Raw genomic sequence first — 15,945 nt, 5'->3', positions numbered from 1 at the left:
CCAGTCTGCGCGCGTGTCACCTGGAACGCGGAGGGGGTTGACAGCCTCTCCGCTCGCGCCTCGTCCTGTGCTCAGAGATGGACTTCGTGCCCCTCGTCGTCCCACATCTCGCCACCCGAGACTTCGGGGGCGTCGTCGGGGATCGGGATGAGGGCGAGCGGCACTCCTGCTGAGATCAGGAGATAGGACGGACGAGGCTCCCCCTCCCCGTCGTTGACCTGCAGCCAGTGGGTGCCCTGTGCCAGTCCGGTGAGGATCTCGTCCTGCAGCTCGGTGAGCGACCGCCCGCCGACGCTGTAGTGGTCGCCGCCGTAGGCGATGTCAATGCGTTTCATCGGTGGCCCCCTTCGGTGCGACGTCCATCGGCTCAGGGACGAGGTAGAGCCCGGCGGGCGAGTTGGCGGTGTAGGCGAGCGCGTCGATCCACGCCATGTTCAAGCGTGGCTTGCGACTGCCGTAGTACTTGTACACGAGCGACGAACGCGGATGCACCCACACCGTGGTGCGACCGTCACCGATGCTGGAGTCGTCCTTCCAGGTGAAATGGAACGGTTCGCCGCGGCGCAGCTTCGCGCCGATCACCAGCTGCAGGTGTGCGAGGGTGCGGTCTTCGAAGTCGACTTTGACCGACCCGTCGTAGATGAACTTGCCCATGAGGATCCCCTCGATGTCCAGAAACCGGGCCCGCGGTGTGCGAGAAGCGATGCGAAGAGCAGCCCGGGGTGTTTCCGTCGACGATGGCAGGCCGGGAGCGGGGGCACCATCCTGTTGACGCAGGGCACCCAGCGGGCTAGGCCAATGGGCGCGCACGTCCGCGTCAGGTGGCGGGTCGCCGCGTGAACGGCGGGCGGGCGGGGATCGGGGCGGGCTTGCGACCGGGGCGGATCGCCTCTCCCGTGGCGAGCTCGGCGGCATCCGTGAAGATGTCGTCGAGGCGCCGATAGTGGCGCACGACGCCACCGGCGCGCACCCAGGCGGCGTCATAGCCGCCGCCCTCGGGCTGTTCGATGTAGGCGACCACTTTAGAGGGATCGCTGGCGGCCGCCGACCGGTCGCACAGACGCCACGAGCGCGCGCTCAGAGCCTCCAGCACCAGGTGGCGGACGGGTTCGGTCTTCATGGGATCCTCATGTCGGTTGCAGGACGACCTTGATGCACCCGTCGTCCTTCTTCTGGAACTTCTCGTAGAGATCCGGGGCCTCGGCGAGGCCGGCCCGGTGGGTGACGAGGTCGTCGAGACCCAGCGGGTCGTCGTCGGCCTCGGCGTAAGGGCGGAGATCGTCGATCCACCGCTTGACGTTGCACTGGCCCATCCGCAGCGTGAGCTGCTTGTCGAACATCGTCTTCATCGGCATGACATCGCTGTCGCCGACGTAGACGCCGCTGATGGAGATGGTCCCGCCGCGACGCACCATGTCCACCGACGTGTGGAGGGCAGCGAGACGGTCGACGCCGGTGTTCTCCATCACAGGTCGTGCGAGCGCGTCCGGAAGCGCCGCGGTCACGGCATGCGCGGCGTGGGCGAAGGGACTGCCGTGCGCCTCGAGTCCGACCGCGTCGATGACGGCATCCGCTCCTCGGCCCTGAGTGTGGGCGATGACGCGCGAGACGTCGTCGTCGCCCTCCCAGGCCTCCACGCCGTGCCGGACCGCCATCGCGCGACGCTCGGGCACCGGGTCGATGCCGATCACGCGGTGCCCGCGCTGCACGCCGATGCGCGCCGCCAGCTGCCCGACGGGACCGAGGCCGAGCACCACGAGAGTCGACGGCTCGTCGAGACCGGTGTACTCCACCGCCTGCCAGGCCGTGGGAAGGATGTCGCTGAGGAACAGGTAGCGCTCGTCGGGAAGGTCGGTGCCGACCGGGATCGTGTTCTCATCGGCGAGCGGCACGCGGAGGAGCTCTGCCTGCCCACCCGGCACCTGACCGTAGAGCTTGGTGTACCCGAAGAGCGAAGCCCCCGTGCCGTACTGATCGTTCTGCGTCGTCTCGCACTGCGACTGCAGGCCGCGGCGACACATGAAGCATCGTCCGCACGCGATGTTGAACGGCACGACGACACGGTCACCCGGTCGGAGGGTCACCACGTCGCGGCCCACCGCCTCGACGATGCCCATGGACTCGTGGCCGAGAATGTCGCCGCGGTCGAGGAACGGGCCGAAGAGCTCGTACAGGTGAAGGTCCGAGCCGCAGATCGCGGTGGAGGTGATGCGCACGATCGCGTCGGTGGGTTCTTCCAGCCGAGGATCGGGCTCATCGGTGACGGCGACATGACGTCGCCCCTGCCAGGTGACTGCCTTCATAGGCGAAGCCTCTCCCGCGCACCTGACAACAGTGGAGGGGGTTGACAGGCGCGAGGGGGGAGGCGTACCCGCGCGCCGCGCACGCGACGATGCCCGTCCCGAAACCGGGACGGGCATCGTCGACCTGCGACTCAGGAGATGTCGCCGCGCCAGGCGCCGGTCTCGTCGCCGCGCGACTCGATGAACTCCTTGAAGTTCTTAAGGTCCTTCTTCACCGCGTGGTCGTCGAGTCCGACGAGGGCGCCGATCTTCTCGGCCACGCCCTCGGGCTCCCAGTCGAGCTGCACGGTGACGCGCGTCTCGTTGTCGGAGAGTCGGTGGAACGTCACGACGCCCGCGTGGTGCGCTTCGCCCTCGACGGTCGCCCAGGCGACACGCTCGTCCGGATGCTGCTCGCTCACCTTCGCGGTGAACTCGCGCTCCGCGCCGGCGATCTCGACGACCCAGCGCAGGGTCTGGTCGTCCAGCTGGGTGATGGACTTCACGAAGCTCAGGAACCGGGGGAACGTCTCGAACTGCGTCCACTGGTTGTAGGCGGTGGACACGTCGACATCGACATCGACGGTTTCGATGATCTGGGTCATTGCGTGACCTTCCTCTCGTTGGGATTGCCATGCTTCCCCCCGCGCCGCTCGCGACGCAGGGGGTTGCCTTCGCTCGCCGCGAGTGTTATCGCGCTCGCGGATCCGGATCGGCGTTAGCGGACAGCGCCCCGGCAGGCAAGCCCCTCGGCTGTCGCGGCGACAGTGCCGAGAGTGGGCGGAGAGGAAAGGAGGGACGCATGCGCGACCCCGACACGAACGAGACCCTCACCTCCGCGCTGCGCGGCACCGATGCGACCGCCGACGACGGGTGGGATGCCGCCCAGGCGGAGTGGGAGGCGTCCGATCGCGACATCCGGGAGGCGCCCGCCGACGAGGAGACGGCGACGGGCGCAGACCCGGCCGAGCTGCCTTCGCCACTCGACGAGGTGCCCGCCGAGGACCTCCCCGGCGCGAGCGCGCTGCCCGAGTCGCAGGGCGCCGATCCGGCCATGATCGACCTCGGTCCCGACGGCGAGGGCGACCTGTCGCCCGGCGACGACATGCGCTGAGCGCGCCCGGCGACATCCGCAGATCCACGAGAGGACATGCCATGACCCACCACGACCGCCCCGACGAGCACACCTCCGACGGCCACAGCGCTGACGGCTACGACAGCGGCACCGGGGATCCCGGCACCGACCGCGCCTCGATCGCCGAGACGCCGCCCGAGGACGTCGCCGGTCACCCGAGCCAGGCCGAGGGCGAAGACCCTGATGCCACGGTCCAGGGAGAAGACCCGGACCTCGGCGTCTGACGACGGCCGACAGAGCCCGGGCGGCCCCCGCGTCTCACGGACGTCCGGGGGCCGCTCCGGCGCTCGGCGTGGTCGCGGTGTCCACGCGCACCACGAGCGATGCGGCGTATCCGGCTGAGGCGTCGCCCGTGACCGTCGCCATCTGCAGCGCCCCTCCGTCCTCGCCGAAGACATTGTCGGAGGTCAGGCTCACCCCGGTCAGGTTCCTCGCGGATCCGTCGTACGCCGGCAGGGCGTAGACCGTCTCGAGCATCGCCTGCGGGAGCGCGAGCTGCGATGTCGCGATCGCATTGCCGGCATCGGTGATGGACGCGGCATCCGGGTACACCTCGAAGTGGATGTGCGGCCAGCGGCCCGCGTAGCACCCCGGGACGATCGTGGTGAAGGTGACCTGCCCGTCGGCATCGGTGACCTGAACGCCGCGCAGCCAGGTCTCGCCCTCGACCCCGTCGGAGTACATCGAGTACCGCCCCTGGGCGTCGCAGTGCCACGCGTAGACCGCGACGCCCGCGAACGGCGCGTCGCCGGACGCCATGTCGGTGATGCGCAGCGTCACCTCCGCCGGCACCCCCTCGACCACGGCGGTGCCTCCGAGGCTCGTGCGGAGGTCGCGGCGGATGATCCCGGACTGCTCCAGTACGTCCGGACCGTTGGACCCGTCGCCCGGGTAGGGGCCGGCGGTCTCGTCCGGGATCTCCCCGGCGGGAAGGACGGCGGATGCCGAGGGCGTGGACGTCGGTGTCGTGGTCCCCGCCGCCGAAGGGGTGGCCGATGCCGATGGCGTTGCGGCCGAGGTGGCGAGCGGACTGCACGCGGCGAGCGCGACCGCTCCCGCCCCGAGACCCGCGAGGCCGAGGATGCCGCGCCGACTGAGGAGGGTGCCGAGGTCGAACCCGATGCCCTGGTCGACGACCTCGTCGTCGGGTCGCGCGAGCAGCCTGCCCTCGTACGCCGGGCCGTCGGGGGTGTCGTCGGGGTCGGGGAAGCGGTTCATCTCGGTCTCCTGTCGTCGGCGAGGACTTCAGGATGCGCGGCGGTCTTTTCGGCGCCGTAGGGCGGACCTATGAACGCGCTATGGATGCCGGGCCACCGGCGTCGCGCTCGTTGATCACCAGGTCGAGATGCGATCCGACGGGCGTGCCCGGCCGCCGTGCTCGAGGATCGGCAGCGCCCGCTCGACGGCGAGGTCGATCCGGTCGGAGACGGCGCCTTCGCGGAGCGTGTAGCCGTCGAAGTCCGACGTGCTGGCGTAGACGCCGAGCGGAAGCGTGAGCGCCTGGAAGAACCCGAACAGCGGACGCAGCTGATGCTCGATGATGAGCGCGTGCCGCTCGCCGCCGCCGGTCGCCGCCAGGAGCACGGGGCGCCCGACGAGTGCGTACTGCTCGACGAAGTCGAACAGGTGCTTGAACAGGCCCGTGTACGACGCGCGATAGACGGGCGTGCCCACGACGAGGAGGTCGGCGGTCTCGATCTGCTCGAGGGCGTCGCGGGCGTCGGGCGGCAGCGCTTCGCGCGTCAGCGCCCCGGCGAAGGCCGGCCCGATGGACGTCACTTCGATGAGTGAGCTCTCGACGTCGAGGTGCGCGCCGACGCGGCGGAGGATCTCGGCGATCAGAGCGGTGGTCTTGCTGGGCTCGTGAAGAGAACCGGACACGCCCACCACCCGCAGGGCGCGGCGAGGCGCGAGGGCCGGGGGCGCGACGGGGGTCGCCGGCAGGGTCGGAGTCGTCGTCATGCCCCGACGGTACGTCCGGATGCCGCTCCCGCGCGCGTCCGATGACACGAAACGTCGCAGAGCGACACGCGGCGTCATGCTCCTGCGTGCTCCGCATCGCCGCCTCGCGCGGGTAGCGAACGCGCGTCCGGCCGTCAACCCCGAGGCCGGAGACACCCTGTCTGGATATCGTCAGACCACAACGGAGAGTACGGAACGGCACGGAAGGCGGGGCGCGATGAGCATCATGTCGGAGGCTTCGCTGGATCGGGTCGACATCACCGGCTCACGCTCTGCACCATCGCACCCGCGGATGCCGGAAGCACACGTGGAACGCCTCGCGGACGACGTCTACGTCGTCACCCTCGCGGATGATGCCATCGGCTTCATCGAGGTTGCGGCCCGCATCTATGTCGCGTCTGTCGGGCCGCGGCGCGACCGCGCCCTCGAGTGCGCGCAGACGCATTCGCTCGACACGGCGGCGCTGGCGATTGCCGAGATCCACGGGACCACGGTTGCCGACGCCGCGACGACCCGGGCGCGGCGAGTTACGCGCGCACTGTATCGCCCGCTTCCGTGCTGACGACACCGTCCTCACCCTTCTAGCGGGTCGCGGCACCCGTCCGGTCAACGCGACAGCGTGGCGAACTTCCGAATCGACAGCGGCACGAAGACCGCCAGCAGCACGATGACGCCGATGATCACCGTGGCGATCGGGTACTGCGCCGGCCATGCATCGCCGACGGGCGTACCGGGCGGAACATTCCCGAACAGTTCGCGCGCCGATTGCACGAGCGCGGACACGGGATTCCACTCGGCGAAGATACGCAACGGAGTCGGCAGGTTCTCGCTGGGGACGAAGGCGTTGGAGATGAACGTGAGCGGGAAGAGGATGAGGAAGGAGGCGTTGTTGATGACCTCCGGGCTCTTCACCGCCATCCCGAGGAACGCCATCACCCACGAGAAGGCGTAGGCGAAGAGCAGGAGGAGCGCGACGCCGGCGAGGAACTCGGGGAACGAGGAGTTCACCCGCCATCCGACGAGGAGCCCCGTCCCCATCATCACCAGCACCGACAGCGCGTTGATCACGAGGTCGCCGTTGGTGCGCCCCACGAGCACCGCCGCACCGCTCATCGGCAGGGTGCGGAAGCGGTCGATGATGCCGTCCTTGAGGTCCTGCGCCATCGCAGACCCGGAGTAGGTCGACCCGAACACGACGGTCTGGGCGAAGATGCCGGCCATGAGGAAGGACGTGTAGCCGTCGCCCGGGATGTCGATGGCGGCGCCGAAGACGTAGGTGAAGAGCAGGACGAACATGATCGGCTGGATGAGCGAGAAGAGCAGGATCTCGGGCACCCGGATGATCTTCATGAGGTTGCGCCACGTGGTCACCCACCCGTCGCTGAGGAACCTCGACAGCGGCGTCCCCGCCTGGGGACGGAGGGTCATCGACGACGTGCGGGCGGTGCCGGCGCCGGCACCGCCGCCGGTCCCCGCGGCGGATCGCGACTCGCTCATGCCGCCGTCTCCTCGGCGTCGTTCTCGGCCGCGCGCCCGGTGAGCTGGAGGAAGACGTCGTCCAGCGTCGGCCGCCTCATTCCGGCGTCGTGCAGGGCGATGCCGTCGCGGGATGCCGCAGCGACGATGGCCGCGAGCGCGGCGGGCCCGTCGTCGACGGGCACGACCCACGTGCGCCCTCCCGTCACCACCGGTACGCCCGATCCGTGCGCGGCGAGGATCGCGCGCACGGCGTCGCCGTCAGCGTCGTCGACGAGGGTCAGCGCCACGCGCTGCCCGCCGACGGACGCCTTGAGCTCGTCGGCGGTGCCCTTGGCGATGACCTTGCCGTTGTCGATGACCGATATCGAGTCGGCAAGCCGGTCGGCCTCTTCGAGGTACTGCGTGGTCAGCAGCACCGTCGTGCCGTCGGAGACCAGGGTCTGGATGACGTCCCACAGACCGAGGCGGCTGCGCGGGTCGAGGCCCGTCGTCGGCTCGTCGAGGAACAGCACGGGCGGGTTGATCACCAGCGCACCGGCGAGGTCGACCCGACGACGCATGCCACCGGAGTAGCCCTTGACCGGGCGGTTCCGCGCCTCGGTGAGGTCGAACAGCTCGATCAGCTCGGTCGCCCGCTGCCGGGCCACGCGACCCCCGAGGTGGTAGAGCCGACCGACCATCAGGAGGTTCTCGAAGCCGGTGAGGTTCTCATCCACGGCGGCGTACTGCCCGCTCGCGCCGATCATCCGGCGAATGCGCTCCGGGTCGGCCAGGACGTCGACGCCGTCGATCGTCGCTGTCCCGGCATCCGGTGTGATGAGCGTGGTGAGCGCCTTGACCGTCGTGGTCTTCCCCGCCCCGTTCGGACCGAGCAGCGCCGTGACGGTTCCGCGCGGCACATCCAGGTCGAGTCCGTCGAGCGCGCGGACCACCGGCGCGCCTTTCGGCGTATAGGTCTTGACGAGCCCTCGGGCTTCGATGAACGCCATGCGCGTGATGGTACTCCCGGCGTACGACACGGTGTTGACGGCCGCCGACACCCCCGCATAGCCGCACCTCCGCGCACCGCGCAAGACCCTTCCCCTCGGCATCCGTCGCCGACAGGCTGGGGCACACGCTGCAGAGAGGAACCCCATGACCACGCACACCGTCGGGTACTTCGTCGGAAGCCTGTCGTCGACATCGATCAACCGCACCCTCTCGAAGGCGCTGATCCGTCTCGCGCCGCCGGAGCTGGAGTTCCGTGAGATCCCGATCGGCGACCTGCCGCTGTACAGCCCGGACTTCGACGCCGACTACCCTCCCGTCGCGACCGCCCTCAAGGATGCGATCGCCGACTCGGATGCGGTGCTCTTCGTCACCCCCGAGTACAACCGGTCGATCCCGGGAGCGCTGAAGAACGCGATCGACTGGGCGTCGCGCCCGTGGGGGGAGAACTCGTTCGACCACATCCCGGCCGCCGTCATCGGGGCCTCGATCGGCCAGATCGGCACCGCCGTCGCGCAGCAGAGTCTCCGCGGCGTGCTCAGCTTCTGCAACGCCCGCCAGATGACGAGCCCCGAGGCGTACATCACCTTCTCGGAAGAGAAGTTCGGCGCCGACGGCGAGGTTCACGACGAGGGGCTCGAGGGGTTCCTCCGCGATTACATGACCGAGTTCCGCGACCACATCGAGCGGGTCCTCACCGTGCTCCCGCGCGACTGAGGGAACGGGAACGGATGCCGGAACCCGACGGCCCTGCCGCGCACCTCGAGCGGGCGCGGCGTGATGCGCAGTCGCGCCGAGACGACCTCGACGCGCAGATCGCCGCGTTGCGTCGTGCGCGCACCGGCGAGTCGGACGACGACGAGCACGACCCGGACGGAGCCCCGCTGTCCGGGGAATGGTCGCGACTCGAGGGACTGCGCGCGGAGGTCGATCGCGAGCTCGCGGACATCGACGCGGCGTTCGACCGCGTCGCCGACGGCACCTACGGCATCTGCCGCGACTGCGGCCGTGCCATCCCGGCCGGGCGCCTCGAGGTGCGCCCCACCGCGGACCGCTGCGTGGCCTGCGCGAGCGCATCGGGAGGGTGAGCGACGCCCCCGCGTCGCAGCGTCGAGAACCATCGCCGCGGCTGCACCGGCGCGGTGGATCATTCCGCGGCTGCACTGCGAACTGCCGCACCCATGGCGCGGACAGCGTGTGCGAGAACCGGCCGGGGCGTGGCGAAGACGATCCGTGCGAAGTCGTCGAAGCCCCGACCCAGGAGCGCACCTTCGGTGAGGATGACGCCGGCGTGCTCACGGAAGAACGCCGCCGGAGGACCCGGGATGCTGAGGGCGGACGTGTCGATCCACCCGATGTACGTCGCCTCGGGCACTCGGTACAGGGCGCTCGGGAGGTGCTCGGCGATGAGGTCGCGAAGCTCGTGCCGTTCCTCATCGAGGTACTCCACCACTCCCTCGAGCCACGGGCGCCCTTCGCGGTACGCGGCGATGGCCGCGACCACCCCGAGCGTGGCGGCCCCGTGCTGCACCGCGAATCCGAACCTGCGATAGGCCGCCTGATCGGCCTCGTTGGAAGTGATCAACTGCGCGGTCTTCAACCCGGCCAGGTTCCACGCCTTCGATGCGCTCGTGCCCGTGATCGTGTGCGCGGCCGTCGCCTCGGACAGCGACGCATACGGCACGTGCGGGACCCCGCCGAACCTCAGCGGAGCGTGGATCTCGTCGGCGAAGACGCGTCCGCCGTGTCGCTCGACGATCGCGGCGAGCGCCGTCAGTTCCGCACGGGTCAACACCGTGCCGGTCGGGTTGTGCGGATTGCAGAGGACCAGCGTGCGCGCCCCCGCGGCGAAAGCCTCGTCGATCCGGTCCAGATCATGCTGCCATCGCCCGTCCACGGTGATGCCGGGCACCTCGACGACGGGGTGTCCGATCGTCGGCAGATAGGTCAGGAACGGCATGTACGCCGGCGTAGGGACGATGACCGCCGATCCTGGGGGCGAGTACTCGGTGACGGCGACACCGAGCGCCGCCATGACGTCGGAGACGGGGTGAACCCGCTGCGGGTCGATGTCCCACGCGTACTCGGTCCGCATCCAGTCCGCCGTCGCTTCGCCGAGTTCGGCGGCGAGCGGCGGCGATAAATATCCGAGGATGCCCTCGTCGACGGCGCGGTGGAGGGCGCGCGACACGGGAGGGGCGACACCGAAGTCCATCTCCGCGACCCATGCGCCGACCGCCCCGGGGTGCAGGCTCCACTTCCGACTCTCCGGCCGATCGAGGCGAGCCCGCTCGATCCGATCAAACGGGTGTGCGCCAACAGTCATCGAAGATCCCTACCTCAGGCGAATTCCGGTCCCTCGACCATCCCCCTCCGCCCGCGGGCCTGCAACTTCGGCGTAATACGAGTACGTACGACCCCGTCGCCGGCCGCCCCCGCTCCGGACCGTCACCATCCCCGCAGAACGGACGACGGCGCGACGTTCACCCTCGAGGTACAAGCGGGTTCGTGACGGTGCGTTACGCCGCGCGTCGCCGCGTGACGCCGCCCGCGACACCGTCGCCGCGACTCGGCACGATGGCGGCATGAGCACGCACGACAGCGCATCCGCGACCGAGGCCGCCGCCCCCGCGGGCGCGAAGCGACAGATCCGGTTCAACGCGTTCGACATGAACTGCGTCGCGCACCAGTCCTCCGGCCTCTGGCGTCACCCCGACGACCAGTCGCACCGCTACAAGGAGCTCACGTACTGGACCCATCTCGCCCAGCTCCTCGAGCGCGGCACCTTTGACGGCATCTTCATCGCCGACGTCCTCGGCACCTACGACGTGTACGGCGGCACGAACGAGGCTGCGATCCGTCACGGCGCGCAGGTTCCGGTGGCCGACCCGCTGCTCCTCGTCGGCGCGATGGCGCTGGCCACCGAGCACCTCGGCTTCGGCATCACCGCCGGCACCGCGTACGAGCACCCGTACCCCTTCGCCCGACGGATGTCGACCCTCGACCACCTGACGAACGGCCGCGTCGGCTGGAACGTCGTCACCGGATACCTCCCCAGCGCCGCGCGCAACATGGGGCACGACGACCAGCTCGAGCACGACGACCGCTACGACCACGCCGACGAGTACCTCGAGGTGCTCTACAAGCTGTGGGAGGGCTCGTGGGAGGACGACGCGGTCCAGCGCGACCGCGAAACCGGTGTCTTCACCGATCCGGCGAAGGTCCACGAGATCGGCCACTACGGCAAGCACTTCACCGTTCCGGGCATCCACATCTCCGAGCCGAGCCCGCAGCGCTCCCCCGTGATCTACCAGGCAGGCGCCTCGCCGCGCGGCGTCGCATTCGCCGCCGACAACGCCGAGGCGATCTTCGTCGCCGCCCCCACGAAGGAGGTGCTGCGGTCGACCGTCGCCCGCATCCGCGACGCCCTCGAGGCGGCCGGCCGCGACCGGTACTCGGCCCGCATCTACACGCTGCTGACGATCATCACCGACGAGACCAGCGAGAAGGCGCACGCGAAGCACCGCGACTACCTGCAGTACGCGAGCGCCGAGGGGGCGCTGGTGTTCATGAGCGGGTGGATGGGCATCGACCTGTCGCAGTACGACCTCGACGAGCCGGTCGGCAACGTGAAGTCGAACGCGATCCAGTCGGTGATCGCGAACTTCGCCGAGTCCGCTCGAAACGGCGAGGAGTTCACCGTCCGCGACATCGCCGAGCGCGGCGCCATCGGCGGGCTCGGACCGCTCATCGTCGGCTCGGGCGAGGAGATCGCCGACACTCTCCAGGAATGGGTGGAGGAGACGGATGTCGACGGGTTCAACCTCGCCTACGCCATCACCCCCGGCACCTTCGAGGACGTCGTCGAATACGTGATCCCCGTGCTCCGAGCGCGCGGCATCTACCCCGACACGTACGCACCCGGGACGCTCCGCGAAAAGCTCCACGGCCGCGGCGACCGCCTCCCCGACGAGCACCGTGGCGCCCGCTACCGGGTCGGTGCGCGCGTCGGCGCGGGGGCCTGAGCGGGGGGGGGGCTGGCCCGCCGGAGTCAGTGTTGGGTCAAGCGTCGGATCTCACACCGAACTGACGTACTCGCGAATCGTGATCCCCGTGAACTGCGCAGAGCCGCCGTCCGTGTAGAGCGAGATACCGGTGTCGCTGTCGAGGAAGTGCACCTGCTGCGACAGCACCGTGTGCCCCGCGTTGACGAACACCTCGACGCTCTGTCGGTCGACGAAGATGCGCAGATGCATCGAGCGCGCGTTTGGATCGATCGGCGCGGCCGCCCGGGTGTACGGAACGAGGCTGTAGCCGCTGCGGTCGGACGGACCGCGGTCGACATACACATCGGCTCCGTACTTCCCGATGTTGGTGTGACGCAAGCCGTCCGCCGAGCGTCCGACGGACACCCCGACGTTGGTGGCGTCTGTCCAAGAGACGTCGAGCTCGAGTTCGTATGCGCGTCCTGCCCAGGGCAAGACTGCGCTGCCGTTGACCGTGCGATCGGGAAGCGTGAGCGTCGAAGCCGCGTGATCTTCGAGCGCAGCGATCGGACTGCTGAGCAGGCTGTACCAGCCGCCTGGCTGACGGTCGAGGCGCAGCTCCCGCACGATGGAATTCTGCCCGTTGTAGCCATCGGTGACGTCAGTGGGCACATCGCGGGCAGCGTACTTCCAGTTGTTCATCCAGCCGATTGCGAGCCGACGAGTCTCGGGATTCTCCTTCATGGGCCACGTGACCGCGCCGTACCAGTCCCACCCCCAGTCCAGCCATTGGGGCGTGAGGTCGTCTGCGACGAACCGGGTACCGTCCCATTCGCCCATCCAGTACGCGTAGGTCATCGGGAGTCCAACGTCGTACGCATCCATGCTCGCGCCCAGCACCCAATGGCGGGTGCCGTCATCGGCGGTCATCTCGAAGAGGTCGGGGCACTCGATGCCGCCGAGCTGCGGGGTCGGGTAATCGAAGTTGCTGCGCCAGACCCAGTCCCGCAGGTTGGGCGACGTGTAGAAGCCGGCGTACCGGGCGCGCCCCAATGCCATCACCCACTCGGCGCGAGATGCGTCCCAATGCACCTTGGGGTCCCGACACCATTCCGCGTTGTCGATCTCGGCGGGCGTCTGCGCCGCACGACCATCTGTGTTCACAAGCACGGGATCCGGGAGCATCGTGAACGAGAACCCGCCATCGGTCGACCAGTAGAGGTACTGCTCCTGATAGCGCCGAACGCCGTCCGTGGGGCGCGTCGCCAGCGCGATGACGGCGCCGGCTCCGAACCCGGCCGTGTTCGCGTCGTCGACGACGAGACATCCGGACCAGACAGGGACGCCGTCGGTGAGGGGCATGACGGTGCCGTGGTGGGTGAAGCTCACGCCATCGGTGGTGGTGTGATCCCATCCGCCGGGGCCGTTGTTCACGTCGGAGTGCAGATAGTAGAGCTGGTACTGCCCGCCCGAGACGATGGGTCGCTGTGGGTCGCAGAGCCAAGCCGTCGGTGGGGTCATGTGGTAGACGGCGCGCTGCGATGCCTGGACGGCAGAGGCCGCGAGGGGCGCGTGCCCGGCGAGTGCAAACCCCAGAGCACCGATTCCGGCTCCCTGCAGAAGAGTGCGGCGAGAGATGTCGAACGTCATGACGATCACTTCCTTGTGATGAATGGGATGGAGCAAGGTCAGGCGCGGGCGGTGACGATTCCGGGCTCGATCGCGTCCTGGCGCGCGCCGACCTCGGCGACGCGCAGGGTCAGGCTGTCGAGGGCTCCTGGCACGTCGGCGTGCGCGGTCAGGGTGATGGACTCGCCCTCGAGCGTGACGAGGATCGAGACGGTGGTCTCGCCGCCGTCGGCGAACACCTCCAGGAGCGGTCCATCGAGGCTCACGAAGAGTCGCCCCTCGCCGGGGGATCGGCGCAGTGGAGCCCCGCTGCTGGATGGGAAGTCGGTGTGCAGTGCGCGCGCCGCTGTTCCCCCGCGAGTCACGGTCAGCTTCGCGTTCGCCGGGTCGCAGACGATGTGAACGTTTTCGTCGCCATCTCCTGTCAGGCGGAGCAGGACGCCACCGGCGGGGAGGGAGGTCCAGCCCACCTCGATCAGCGCGTGGGGGATGAGCGTGATCGGCTCCGAGGGGGCGCGGAGTGTCGCGTGGGAAAGGTGACCTTCAATGGACGCCACGGGATGCTGCACCATGCGCGGCTGGCCTTCGACAGTGCGGAGAGCTAGTCTCCGCGGCAGCGACATCGCACCGCGCCACGTGGCCGCGGGCACGGCGTGGGCGTACCGCCAGTTGCTCATCCAGGCGAGCAAGATGGCTTCGCCATCGGGCGCACTGTCAAAGGTGACGCCCGCGTAGAAGTCCCGGCCGTGGTCGAACCGGTCCAACTGCTCGCGATCAGGGATGAAGGTCTCCCCGTCGAAAGAACCGACGACGTAGTGCATCATCGAGCCCACCGGATCGGGATCTGTACCGACCGGGTTGGTACTGAGCAGCAGGACCCAGCGCGTCTGCGCCGGGTCGCCGTCCTGCGGCAGGAGAACGAGATCGGGGCACTCCCACACGACGCCGTCGGGGCCGAGCGGACCGAAAGAGCCGGTCTCGCGCCACGTCCGTAGATCGTCCGAGGCGTAGAAGAGCACACGGCGCTCCACCGCCTCGACGGCGACCATGACCCAGCGCTCGCGGCCCGACTGAGAAGGCACACGCACGACCTTGGGGTCACGGAAGTCGCTCGAGCGGCGATCGAGCACCGGGTTCCCGGAATGCGGAATCCACGTCTCGCCGCCGTCATCGCTGACAGCGAGCGATTGCGCCTGGATGCCTCGTGCATACGCACTGGTGTAGATCGCGGTCAGTGTGCCGTGGTCATCGACCACCACCGAACCGGAGTAGACCTGCTCCCTGTCGTCGTAGCGCAGCGCCACCGGATGAGCTCGCCAGTGCTCGAGGTCGACGCTGCTGGCGTGGCCCCAGCTCATGTTCCCCCAGTCGATGCCCTCCGGGTTGTGCTGGAAGAAGGCGTGCCAGACCCCGTCGACGTGGACGAGTCCGTTCGGGTCGTTCATCCAATTGCGCTCGGGCGTGAGATGGAACCGCGGGCGAGGGATCACAGCGAGGCCCTCACGACCGGAGGGCACGTGACATGCAGGCGATCGGATCCGGTGATGGTCTCGAGGCCCAGAAGGGTTCGCACACCCGCGGCACCGATCTCGTAGTGGGGAAGGGCCACCGTCGACAGCGGCGGCCGGAGGTGCGCTGCGATGACGTCCTGATTGTCGAAGCCCATGACGGCCATGTCTTGCGGAATACGCAGGCCGCGCTCCCGGAGACCGTCGTAGAGTCCCATCGCTACACGGTCGTTGTGACAGAAGACACCCTCGGCGCCTGAGGCGATGACCGCAGGCGCGATAGCGTAGCCGCCTTCCTGCGCCGACTCCGCTTCGAACACGAGCGAGGAATCGTAATCGATGCCGGCTGCGGCGAGCGCCGACGCGTACCCGGCGAGCCGGCCCGTCTGTGCAGGCGAGGGCGTCGTCGTGTTCACCATGGCGATCCGACGGTGCCCGGCGGCGATGAGCTCCTCAGTGGCGGTCCGGCCGCCCTGCTCCTCGTCGGGCACGACCGCCGGGTAGGCGTCGTCCTCGGAGTAGCAGTTGACGAGCACCGTCTCGGTCTGCTTCAGCAAAGCCGGCACCTCGATCTCACGGTGGTACCAGGTGGAGTAGAGGATGCCCCGGACCTGATGTTCGAGCATCATCGCGATGGCATCGTTCTCCGCGGCGGCATTGCCCTCCGTGTTCGCGACGAGCAGCACGTAGCCGTGTCGCCATGCCTCATCCTGCGCGCCGTGGATGATCTGGCCGGCGAACGGGGTCGTGGCGATAGCGTCTGCGACGAGACCGATGAATCGCGAACCGCCTTGCGAGAGCGTCTTGGCCAGTGCGTTGGGCCGGTATCCGAGCTCCGCGACCGCGTCGAGCACGCGCCGCCGCGCGTCGTCTCCGATGCGCGCTCCCGGCTTGTCGTTGATGACGTGCGAGACGGTCGCGACCGAGACATTGGCCGCACGCGCCACATCGCGCATTGTGATGCTCATCAGTGAGTC

19 protein-coding genes are annotated in these 15,945 nt (G+C 69.0%); 6 read left to right on the top strand and 13 right to left on the bottom strand.

Annotated elements, in window-relative coordinates; translation table 11 throughout:
* Positions 1-71: 71 nt before the first annotated feature.
* From LTL01_RS06425 to LTL01_RS06405, 5 genes are all read right to left on the bottom strand, one after another.
* Entirely contained in the window at positions 72-335 is a 264-nt protein-coding gene (locus LTL01_RS06425) for a hypothetical protein (RefSeq protein WP_236967879.1), read from the bottom strand.
* Positions 322-654 (bottom strand): DUF7882 family protein, encoded by a 333-nt coding sequence (locus LTL01_RS06420; protein WP_236967878.1) that lies wholly within the window; start codon positions 652-654, stop codon positions 322-324. The genes LTL01_RS06425 and LTL01_RS06420 overlap by 14 nt, the downstream gene beginning before the upstream one ends.
* Before the next feature lie 163 nt (positions 655-817).
* A complete protein-coding gene (locus tag LTL01_RS06415) occupies positions 818-1,120 on the bottom strand; it encodes a hypothetical protein (RefSeq protein ID WP_236967877.1) in 303 nt (100 codons plus the stop codon).
* 7 nt (positions 1,121-1,127) lie between these two features.
* Positions 1,128-2,303, bottom strand: coding sequence for an alcohol dehydrogenase catalytic domain-containing protein (locus LTL01_RS06410; protein ID WP_236967876.1), 1,176 nt, complete (start codon positions 2,301-2,303; stop codon positions 1,128-1,130).
* 131 nt (positions 2,304-2,434) lie between these two features.
* Positions 2,435-2,887, bottom strand: coding sequence for an SRPBCC family protein (locus LTL01_RS06405; protein WP_236967875.1), 453 nt, complete (start codon positions 2,885-2,887; stop codon positions 2,435-2,437).
* A gap of 197 nt (positions 2,888-3,084) precedes the next feature.
* Between LTL01_RS06405 and LTL01_RS06400 the strand changes: the two genes are divergently transcribed.
* Both LTL01_RS06400 and LTL01_RS06395 read left to right on the top strand, forming a co-directional pair.
* Positions 3,085-3,396: a hypothetical protein gene (locus LTL01_RS06400; protein WP_053546474.1), complete on the top strand. Its 312-nt coding sequence runs from the start codon at positions 3,085-3,087 to the stop codon at positions 3,394-3,396.
* A 41-nt stretch (positions 3,397-3,437) separates the two neighbouring features.
* Entirely contained in the window at positions 3,438-3,641 is a 204-nt protein-coding gene (locus LTL01_RS06395) for a hypothetical protein (RefSeq protein ID WP_236967874.1), read from the top strand.
* A 34-nt stretch (positions 3,642-3,675) separates the two neighbouring features.
* On the opposite strand, the gene LTL01_RS06390 is transcribed toward LTL01_RS06395, so the two are convergent.
* Together LTL01_RS06390 and msuE are read right to left on the bottom strand one after the other, a co-directional pair.
* Positions 3,676-4,635 carry an intradiol ring-cleavage dioxygenase gene (locus LTL01_RS06390; protein ID WP_236967873.1) on the bottom strand — a complete coding sequence of 320 codons (960 nt, stop codon included), beginning with the start codon at positions 4,633-4,635 and terminating at the stop codon, positions 3,676-3,678.
* A 114-nt stretch (positions 4,636-4,749) separates the two neighbouring features.
* A complete protein-coding gene (gene msuE / locus LTL01_RS06385; protein WP_236967872.1) occupies positions 4,750-5,379 on the bottom strand; it encodes an FMN reductase in 630 nt (209 codons plus the stop codon).
* Positions 5,380-5,596: 217 nt separating this feature from the next.
* On the opposite strand from msuE, the gene LTL01_RS06380 reads away from it, so the two are divergent.
* The gene (locus LTL01_RS06380; RefSeq protein ID WP_236967871.1) at positions 5,597-5,941 is read left to right on the top strand and encodes a hypothetical protein; all 345 of its coding nucleotides are present in this window, start codon (positions 5,597-5,599) and stop codon (positions 5,939-5,941) included.
* 44 nt (positions 5,942-5,985) lie between these two features.
* Here LTL01_RS06380 and LTL01_RS06375 read toward each other — a convergent pair whose 3' ends face one another.
* Both LTL01_RS06375 and LTL01_RS06370 read right to left on the bottom strand, forming a co-directional pair.
* Positions 5,986-6,807 (bottom strand): ABC transporter permease, encoded by an 822-nt coding sequence (locus LTL01_RS06375; RefSeq protein WP_236968183.1) that lies wholly within the window; start codon positions 6,805-6,807, stop codon positions 5,986-5,988.
* 65 nt (positions 6,808-6,872) lie between these two features.
* The gene (locus LTL01_RS06370) at positions 6,873-7,847 is read right to left on the bottom strand and encodes an ATP-binding cassette domain-containing protein (protein ID WP_236967870.1); all 975 of its coding nucleotides are present in this window, start codon (positions 7,845-7,847) and stop codon (positions 6,873-6,875) included.
* A 145-nt stretch (positions 7,848-7,992) separates the two neighbouring features.
* On the opposite strand from LTL01_RS06370, the gene LTL01_RS06365 reads away from it, so the two are divergent.
* Together LTL01_RS06365 and LTL01_RS06360 are read left to right on the top strand one after the other, a co-directional pair.
* On the top strand, positions 7,993-8,562 hold the full coding sequence (locus tag LTL01_RS06365) for an NADPH-dependent FMN reductase (protein WP_053546478.1): 570 nt from the start codon (positions 7,993-7,995) through the stop codon (positions 8,560-8,562).
* Positions 8,563-8,576: 14 nt separating this feature from the next.
* On the top strand, positions 8,577-8,933 hold the full coding sequence (locus tag LTL01_RS06360; protein ID WP_236967869.1) for a TraR/DksA family transcriptional regulator: 357 nt from the start codon (positions 8,577-8,579) through the stop codon (positions 8,931-8,933).
* A 59-nt stretch (positions 8,934-8,992) separates the two neighbouring features.
* Here the strand turns inward: LTL01_RS06360 and LTL01_RS06355 are convergent, their stop codons facing one another.
* Complete coding sequence (locus LTL01_RS06355; protein WP_236967868.1) at positions 8,993-10,171, bottom strand: MalY/PatB family protein; 1,179 nt, start codon at positions 10,169-10,171, stop codon at positions 8,993-8,995.
* A 259-nt stretch (positions 10,172-10,430) separates the two neighbouring features.
* On the opposite strand from LTL01_RS06355, the gene LTL01_RS06350 reads away from it, so the two are divergent.
* On the top strand, positions 10,431-11,870 hold the full coding sequence (locus LTL01_RS06350; protein ID WP_236967867.1) for an LLM class flavin-dependent oxidoreductase: 1,440 nt from the start codon (positions 10,431-10,433) through the stop codon (positions 11,868-11,870).
* A 51-nt stretch (positions 11,871-11,921) separates the two neighbouring features.
* Here LTL01_RS06350 and LTL01_RS06345 read toward each other — a convergent pair whose 3' ends face one another.
* From LTL01_RS06345 to LTL01_RS06335, 3 genes are read right to left on the bottom strand one after another with little or no spacing between them, the layout of a single operon-like run.
* On the bottom strand, positions 11,922-13,481 hold the full coding sequence (locus LTL01_RS06345) for a glycoside hydrolase family 32 protein (protein WP_236967866.1): 1,560 nt from the start codon (positions 13,479-13,481) through the stop codon (positions 11,922-11,924).
* 38 nt (positions 13,482-13,519) lie between these two features.
* Positions 13,520-14,950 (bottom strand): glycoside hydrolase family 32 protein, encoded by a 1,431-nt coding sequence (locus tag LTL01_RS14840; RefSeq protein ID WP_308195174.1) that lies wholly within the window; start codon positions 14,948-14,950, stop codon positions 13,520-13,522.
* Complete coding sequence (locus LTL01_RS06335; protein ID WP_236967864.1) at positions 14,947-15,936, bottom strand: LacI family DNA-binding transcriptional regulator; 990 nt, start codon at positions 15,934-15,936, stop codon at positions 14,947-14,949. The genes LTL01_RS14840 and LTL01_RS06335 overlap by 4 nt, the downstream gene beginning before the upstream one ends.
* Between the last annotated feature and the right edge of the window lie 9 nt (positions 15,937-15,945).

The organism is Microbacterium aurantiacum (assembly GCF_021654035.1).
GTDB lineage: Bacteria > Actinomycetota > Actinomycetes > Actinomycetales > Microbacteriaceae > Microbacterium > Microbacterium aurantiacum.
This window is presented reverse-complemented; position numbering and strand designations above follow the sequence as displayed.

What these genes read in the sequence shown, in the direction of transcription:
- LTL01_RS06360 (WP_236967869.1), top strand. Translation starts at nt 8,577, where the DNA reads ATGCCGGAACCCGACGGCCCTGCCGCGCACCTCGAGCGGGCGCGGCGT.
- LTL01_RS06405 (WP_236967875.1), bottom strand. Translation starts at nt 2,887, where the DNA reads ATGACCCAGATCATCGAAACCGTCGATGTCGATGTCGACGTGTCCACC.
- LTL01_RS06380 (WP_236967871.1), top strand. Translation starts at nt 5,597, where the DNA reads ATGAGCATCATGTCGGAGGCTTCGCTGGATCGGGTCGACATCACCGGC.
- LTL01_RS06350 (WP_236967867.1), top strand. Translation starts at nt 10,431, where the DNA reads ATGAGCACGCACGACAGCGCATCCGCGACCGAGGCCGCCGCCCCCGCG.
- LTL01_RS06355 (WP_236967868.1), bottom strand. Translation starts at nt 10,171, where the DNA reads ATGACTGTTGGCGCACACCCGTTTGATCGGATCGAGCGGGCTCGCCTC.
- LTL01_RS06335 (WP_236967864.1), bottom strand. Translation starts at nt 15,936, where the DNA reads ATGAGCATCACAATGCGCGATGTGGCGCGTGCGGCCAATGTCTCGGTC.
- LTL01_RS06400 (WP_053546474.1), top strand. Translation starts at nt 3,085, where the DNA reads ATGCGCGACCCCGACACGAACGAGACCCTCACCTCCGCGCTGCGCGGC.
- LTL01_RS06375 (WP_236968183.1), bottom strand. Translation starts at nt 6,807, where the DNA reads ATGACCCTCCGTCCCCAGGCGGGGACGCCGCTGTCGAGGTTCCTCAGC.
- LTL01_RS06415 (WP_236967877.1), bottom strand. Translation starts at nt 1,120, where the DNA reads ATGAAGACCGAACCCGTCCGCCACCTGGTGCTGGAGGCTCTGAGCGCG.
- LTL01_RS06370 (WP_236967870.1), bottom strand. Translation starts at nt 7,847, where the DNA reads ATGGCGTTCATCGAAGCCCGAGGGCTCGTCAAGACCTATACGCCGAAA.
- LTL01_RS06345 (WP_236967866.1), bottom strand. Translation starts at nt 13,481, where the DNA reads ATGACGTTCGACATCTCTCGCCGCACTCTTCTGCAGGGAGCCGGAATC.
- LTL01_RS06395 (WP_236967874.1), top strand. Translation starts at nt 3,438, where the DNA reads ATGACCCACCACGACCGCCCCGACGAGCACACCTCCGACGGCCACAGC.
- LTL01_RS06365 (WP_053546478.1), top strand. Translation starts at nt 7,993, where the DNA reads ATGACCACGCACACCGTCGGGTACTTCGTCGGAAGCCTGTCGTCGACA.
- LTL01_RS06425 (WP_236967879.1), bottom strand. Translation starts at nt 335, where the DNA reads ATGAAACGCATTGACATCGCCTACGGCGGCGACCACTACAGCGTCGGC.
- msuE (WP_236967872.1), bottom strand. Translation starts at nt 5,379, where the DNA reads ATGACGACGACTCCGACCCTGCCGGCGACCCCCGTCGCGCCCCCGGCC.
- LTL01_RS06420 (WP_236967878.1), bottom strand. Translation starts at nt 654, where the DNA reads ATGGGCAAGTTCATCTACGACGGGTCGGTCAAAGTCGACTTCGAAGAC.
- LTL01_RS06410 (WP_236967876.1), bottom strand. Translation starts at nt 2,303, where the DNA reads ATGAAGGCAGTCACCTGGCAGGGGCGACGTCATGTCGCCGTCACCGAT.
- LTL01_RS06390 (WP_236967873.1), bottom strand. Translation starts at nt 4,635, where the DNA reads ATGAACCGCTTCCCCGACCCCGACGACACCCCCGACGGCCCGGCGTAC.